Origin of the sequence: Kitasatospora sp. NPDC091257, assembly GCF_044757675.1 — a bacterium.
Classification (GTDB): Bacteria; Actinomycetota; Actinomycetes; order Streptomycetales; family Streptomycetaceae; genus Kitasatospora; species Kitasatospora lactacystinica.
Map to the genome: position 1 here is coordinate 1 of NZ_JBIVVI010000537.1, position 5,889 is coordinate 5,889.

The 5,889-nt window shown below is 73.8% G+C and carries 1 protein-coding gene; it reads right to left on the reverse strand.

The window, feature by feature from the left end; translation table 11 throughout:
• Positions 1-5,889, reverse strand: a 5,889-nt coding sequence (locus tag ACIQOV_RS23685; protein WP_401051463.1) for an ADP-ribosyltransferase, incomplete at its 3' end; no start/stop codon positions are given.

Here is a 5,889-nt window from a genome sequence, read left to right on the forward strand (position 1 = left end):
GGGGTGGTCCGGGGGGATGATCCGGACCGGCCGCCAGCGCAGTCCGGCGCCGAGCAGGATCTCGTTCTCGGCCGGGCTGTGCGAGACCTCCCGGAGGAACGCCCCCGGTGTCCGGTCGGGCAGCATCAGGTACAGCCGGATGAGCCGTTGGCCGAAGGCCCCGTGCAGCCGGCTGCCCGCCGAGACCGAGACGTACGTGGGCTCGGTGACGACCTGCCCGACCTCCAGGACGCCCGGGTGCAGCCCGGGTCCGACGTACGGCGCTCCCCTGCTCACCACGAGGTCCCCCGTCACCGGGCTCTGCTCGATGGAACTGTCCAGGTTCCCGATGACCTCCCGCACCGGGCCCGGGGGCAGGGCGGTGTGGTCCCGGCCCGCCATGGTCAGCTGCCACCGGATCTGCTTGACCTCGTAGTACGAGAACTGCTCGGCGACCTCGCCGTCCCCGGTCTCGCTCGGGGCCGTGTAGAACTCCAGCGCCCCGCGTTCCTCGTCGCTCAGCCCGCGGACGAGCTCCGCCATGGGTTCGAGCCCCTGCCGGTCGTAGTAGGCGTCGCGGCCGAACCTCTGCTGGTCGGTCCCGAAGAGCTCCAGCTGCGCGAGGCGCTCCCGGAACGCCCGCGGCATCGCGTCGAACTCGGCCGTGCTCATGGTCCAGCCCCCGTCGCGCCAGAACAGGTCGGCGGCCCGGGTGCCGTCGATGCCCGCCAGGGCCCAGCCGGACGGGTCGGCCCAGACCTCCGGGTCGTGCTCCGGGAGCTGGTGGTGCCAGCCTCCCGGCGGCGCCGCGCTGTTGTCGGAGTCGGACCCCACCGAGGAGTCGTCGCCGTTCACGATGCTCAGCCCGCCCAGGCCGTTCAGGACGCTTTCGATGTCGTCGGCCGTGTGGTCGCCGACGTGCCCGCCCGGGTTCCCGTCCGCTTCCGCGGCGGGCTCCGTCAAGCCCATCGCCGCGGTCTGCTCCGGGGTCCGGTGGTCCGGCCGGTAGGCCTCGTTCGGGACGAACTCGACCGCTTCCGCGTACCGGCCGCTCGCGTGGTCCAGTTCGATGCCGCGCACCAGTTCGACGCCGACGATGTACCGGCCGTCGATGCCCCCGGGGAACGCGACCTCCTGTTCCTCCTCCGAGAGGCCCGGACGGTTCAGGGTCTCCCGGACGTCGATGCCTCCCGGTGCGTCGATCACGTAGCGGTGCCAGGTCCCCCAGTCGACGTGCTGGGCCGTGCGGGAGCGCGTCGTGCTCACCAGGGCCGACGCCTCGTTGCTCCCCACGTAGTCCTGGAGGTCGGGGTAGCGGTCCTCCTGCCTCGGCCGCATTCCGCCCTCGAAGACCTCGGGGTAGTCGACCATGTCGGAGCGGCTCCGCTCCCACCGGTAGAGGTGGCCGGAGTCGTACCGCCACATCAGGGGCACGGACTGGGCCTCCCGCAGCGCGTCCAGGTCGACGTACCGGCTCGTCGCGACCGGGTTCGGGGGTTCCTGCGCGGCGGCGTGCGGGACGTCGTCCCTCGGCACCAGCGGGACCTCGGGCGCGCCGAACTCGGTGTCCAGGTAGGCGTTCCGCTCGTCGAGGGCGACGTCCAGCGGGCGCAGGTCGGGCCCGTGGTGGTGGTCCTCCGGCGCGCGGTACCGCTCGACCAGCCGGCCCTCCCCGTCGTAGGTGTCCACCCGGCCGTCGGCGAGGTAGCGGGTCTCCCCGCCGCCCGGGAAGCGGTGGATCTCCGTCCCGTCCGGGTGGCGGTGGATCTGCGTCCCGTCGGCGAGGTAGTGGACCTCGCGGTCCGCCAGGTAGTGGACCTCCCGGTCCGGGAGGAAGTGGATCTCCCGGTCCGCGAAGCGCTGGATCTCCGTTCCGTCCGTGAGGTGGTGGACCTCGCGGTCCGCCAGGTAGTGGACCTCCCGGTCCGGGAGGAAGTGGACCTCCTCCCCGGTGGCGTAGCGGTGGATCTCCACACCGTTCTCGTGGCGGACCTCGGGGCCGGACCGCGAGGAGCCCTCGCCGTTCCCCGTGTTGTCCAGCGCGCGTCGTACCGGCGCCGACCGTTCGAGCCGGCCGGCCGCCGGGGCGTGCGACGGGGGCGTACCGTCCGGGGCGGCGCCGGCCGGGTCCGGGTGGAACGTCCGGAACAGCCCGGTCGACCCGTCCGGGCCCGGTTTGACGTACACGCTCGCGGTCGACGGACCGTCGGGGCCGGCCGGCCTGCCGCTGACGCCGGTACGGCCGGTCGGCGCGTGGACCGGCAGTCCGGTCTGCCGGGCGACGGCCTGGGCGTGCTCGGCGGACTCACAGCTGAGCAGCGTGATCGAGGCCGGGCCGCGGCTCGGGCCGCCGTCCGGGTCGCCGTCCGCGTCGGCGTTCACGTTCCGGTGCGCGTCGGCCGCCTTCAGCGCGAGGTCGGCGAGCCGGCGCTTGAGCAGGGCGCCGACCTCGGTGCCGGTGACCCCGTGGGCCTTGGTGCCGTCGGTCAGCGGGAGGTCGAATCCCTCCGAACGGCCGTGCGCGGCGAAGAAGTAGGTGTGCTTCCCGTCCCACGGCACCTGCTGCGGCACTCCGGTCGCGAAGCCGTCGGTGGAGCGCGGCACGAAGCTCGTGACCTCGCTCAGCCCGGGGTACAGCGTCGACCGCTTCGCCCAGTCGGCCTCGTCGAAGAGCGCCTGCCCGGTCTCCCGGCCGGTGGCGTCGGTGATGGTGTGGGTGAGCAGCAGCTCGTCGGGGACGGTCCGTCCGTCCGCCAGGCGCACACCGCCGGAGGCCGGCCCGGTCTCCTCGGTGAGGTCCGTGGCGGGCTCGTCGCCGGTGCGCCGGGGCGGCGGCACGGCGGCCGTGTTGTCCGTCTCGTCGGACGCCGACTCGCGGGCCCTGAGGCGGACGTACGTGACGCCGTCCTCCGTCCGCGTCAGCGTGCGCTCGGTGACCCGCATCCGGGCCCCGGGCAGGAAGAGGACCTCCTCCTCCTCCATGTGCGAGGAGAACGGCGCGATGTCGCGGCCGTTGAGGCCGGTCGCCTCCAGCTCCAGCAGGACCCGGTACTCGTCCTGGCCGTCGTACTTCTTCATGAAGCCCAACGAGGTGCTCTCGTTGGTGCTGAAGCTCGCGAACGTCCGGTGCAGGATGACGTCGCCGCCGTACTCGGGCCCGGCGGGCCGGCCGGTCGGCCGCATCGGGTCCTCCAGGGTGCCGTCGCCGCGGAACAGCGTCCCCCTCGCCGCGGGCAGCAGCCGCAGCGCGTCCGCCAGCAGATGGCTGTGCAGCTGCATCTCCCGCTGGATGCCCGCCAGTTGCTCGGCGGTCAGGGAGTCGGCGAGACTCCACGGTTCGGTCCTCGCCCGCATGCCCTCGTGCAGCTCGGGGATCCCGGTGATCGAGCCGGGCAGCGCGGTGCCCGGGTCCCGGTAGTGCTTGGCGATCAGCGCCGCGATCTTCCCGCGGAGCGCGGGGACGGCGTCGGGGCCCGGGTTCTTGAGCAGCACGTTGATCAGCGAGTAGGCCGGGCCGGTGTAGGTGTACAGCGCCACGAAGTGCGCGGGGCCCAGCAGGTCGGTCACGTCCGTCGCCCTCGCGACGCCGTTGCGGGCCATCCACTGCAGGTACGGGGGCGCGCCGAGTCCCTCGTCCGGGTTGGTCTCGGTCAGCGACTCCCAGCGCCGCCGCGTCTCCTCCAGGACCGTGTCGTTCACCTCCTTCGAGGTGCGGGCCCACTCCAGGTAGGTGCGCTCGTGCGGCAGTCCGGCCGTCAGCTCCGCCGGTGCCGGGTGCTCGAAGGCCGGCCTGACCGGCCCGTCCCAGCCCTCCACCGGCGGGCGCAGCTCCGCCGGCGGGACCCCGGGCACGTTCCGGTACAGCTCGGCGCCGTCGGTGTACCGGTGGCCGGGGAAGGCGCCGGCGAGCCGCATGCCCGCCACCACCTCGTGCAGCGAGTGCTCCCCGCCCGTCAGCAGCCAGCCGTACAGCGCCCGGGCGAACAGGTCGTGGTCGCCCTGCCCGAGGAGCCGGTACGCCTGCATGGCCTCGGCCGCGACCCGGGAGGCCGCGCCGTCCGCCGTCCTGATCCCCAGCTCCCGCAGGTCCGCCTGCCGGACGGCGTCGGCCCGCAGGGCCCCGGAATCGTCGAGCCGGAACCGCTCGTCGCGGGCCAGCCGGTGGAACTCCCGCATCACCTCGTGCAGGCTCCCGCCGCTGACGAGGTGGTCGGTGCCCTCCGCCCCGGTGGCCTCGGCGATCCGGCGCAGCGCCGCACGGGCCCGGTCGACCACCCGGGGGTCGCCCGCCGTCCACGCTCCGAGCTCCCGGTCGAAGGCCTCCGTGTGGTGCCGGTACCGCGGCTCGTCGAAGACCGTGTGCCGTACGACCGCTGCCGTGGGCGGCGGCTGGGCACCGGGGAGGACGACGGGCGGGGAGCCGTCGCCGGGGTGGAGCTGCTGGTCGAGCGGCGTGTCGGTGTCGAGCGGCGTGTCGACGCCGAACTTCACCGCTCCGTCGATCCCGCCGTGGACGTCGCCCCGGTCGGCCTCCGGGTACGCCGCCCTGCCGTCGTCGTTCAGGTAGGCACCGAGGTCCACGGTCCCGTCCTGGGCGATGCGCTGCCAGTTGCCGCCGCGGACGATCACCGGACGGCCGTGCGCGTCCATCCCGACGCCGGACGTGACCACCAGGTGGCCCCGGCCGCCGCCCGCCGCGCCGGCCGCGGGAGCCGGCGGGACGAACCAGACCTGGCCGTCGGCGGCGTAGGCCACGGCCTTGGGCAGCCGGGCCCACACGTGCTCCATGACCTCGCGCACGTACTCGCGGTCCGGCCGGACGTTGAGGTCGCAGGCGACGAAGCGCACCGGCTTCTCGCCGTCCCAGCCGTCCTCCTCGTAGAGCTTGAGCAGCCCGCCCGCGACATCCGCCGGGGCGACCACGACATGGCCCATCACGGGCACGCCGTCGGCGGTGTGCATGGCCAGGGTGAGGTAGTCGTTCGCGTGCGGGAGGTTCGGGAAGACCGACTCGGTGAGCGTCCGCCAGTCGGCGTGCCGGTCGCCGACCCAGTACAGCGCCTGGGACTCCAGCACGGTCAGCTCGGGGGCGGGTTCGTACCCGGGGTCGCGCCAGCGCTGCTCGACCTCGGTGACGGCCACCGCGCGGCCGGGGCGCTTGAGCTTGTCGACCACGTCGACCAGGGTCCTCAGGTCACCCGCGTCGACCTCGCCGCCGCCGTCGCCCTTCAGCGTCCGGACGTAGTCGACCAGGTCCGCCCTGGTCACCTGCCGGTCGGCCGGCAGGTGCAGGGCCTCGCGGACGAGGTCGGCGGTGCGGCGCAGCCTGGTGAGGTGCGCCAGGGTGATCCGCTCGGTGCCCTGCTGCAGTTCCTGGGCGAGCTTGGCGGTGCGCCAGGCGTTCATGCTCGCCTCGCGGCGGGCCGCCTCCCCCGCGACCAGGTCGGTGACCCGGCCGGCGAGCGGGCGCCCGTGGTCCGCTCCGATGTACTCGGCCAGTGGCCACAGGTCGTCGTGGGTGCGCAGCTCGGGGACGTTGGCGAGCCCGGCCAGGGCCTCGTGCAGCCGCTGGTCCGCGTCGCTCGCCTTCGGGAACGGCGAGGGCGTGGTCCGCTCGGTGGCCTCGATCTGCACGTACGGCTCCCGCAGAGAGGACTGGAGGAGTTGCCGCCCGCCGAGGTCGAAGGTGCTGCCCGGCCGGATCAGGACCTCGGCCTCGCCCTGCTTGTCCGAGAACGGCTGGATGTCGAAGGCGCTGCCGCCGCCGCGCACGGAGAAGTGCAGTAGGGCGCGGTAGGTGAGCGGGAGTTCCGTGCGGGTCTGCATGAACATCATCGCCGTCTGACGGTCCATGCTGGTGCTCACGAAGTCGGGGTTGCGGAAGGTCTCTCCCCCGTAGGAGGGCGACAG